Origin of the sequence: Variovorax glucosi (genome assembly GCF_051216695.1) — a bacterium.
Classification (GTDB): domain Bacteria; phylum Pseudomonadota; class Gammaproteobacteria; order Burkholderiales; family Burkholderiaceae_C; genus Variovorax.
In genome coordinates this window covers 709-1,034 of record NZ_JBPJZE010000404.1, presented here as the reverse complement: position 1 = coordinate 1,034, position 326 = coordinate 709, and the positions used below count along the sequence as shown (strand labels likewise).

Below are 326 nucleotides of genomic sequence, written 5' to 3'. Positions count from 1 at the left end.
TGCGCCCGTTGGCTCTTCGTGCAGATCGTTTTCCGCGGGCACGAACAGCGGGCTGTGCTGGCGCGGCTGGAACACGCTGTCCACCAGCTGCGCGCGGTCGGCCTGCATCAGGTTCTCGGGCACCTTCTGGCCGCTGGAGATGTAGTGCACCGGCAGGCGGTGGCGAATCACGGTGTCGATCAGCGCGCCCGGATGCGTGGCCTCGTCGACCTTGGTGAAGATGCAGCCGGTGAGCTCGTTGCCGTGGCGGTAGGCGTGCACCACCTCGTTGAGCGTGTCGCCGTGGCTGGTGGCGTTGAGCAGCAGCAGCCGCTTCACGGGCCGCT

General features: G+C 67.8%; 1 pseudogene. It reads right to left on the bottom strand.

The features are described from left to right. Positions 1-326: pseudogene (locus ACSFA3_RS26030) on the bottom strand (flagellar biosynthesis protein FlhF); the annotation flags it as partial.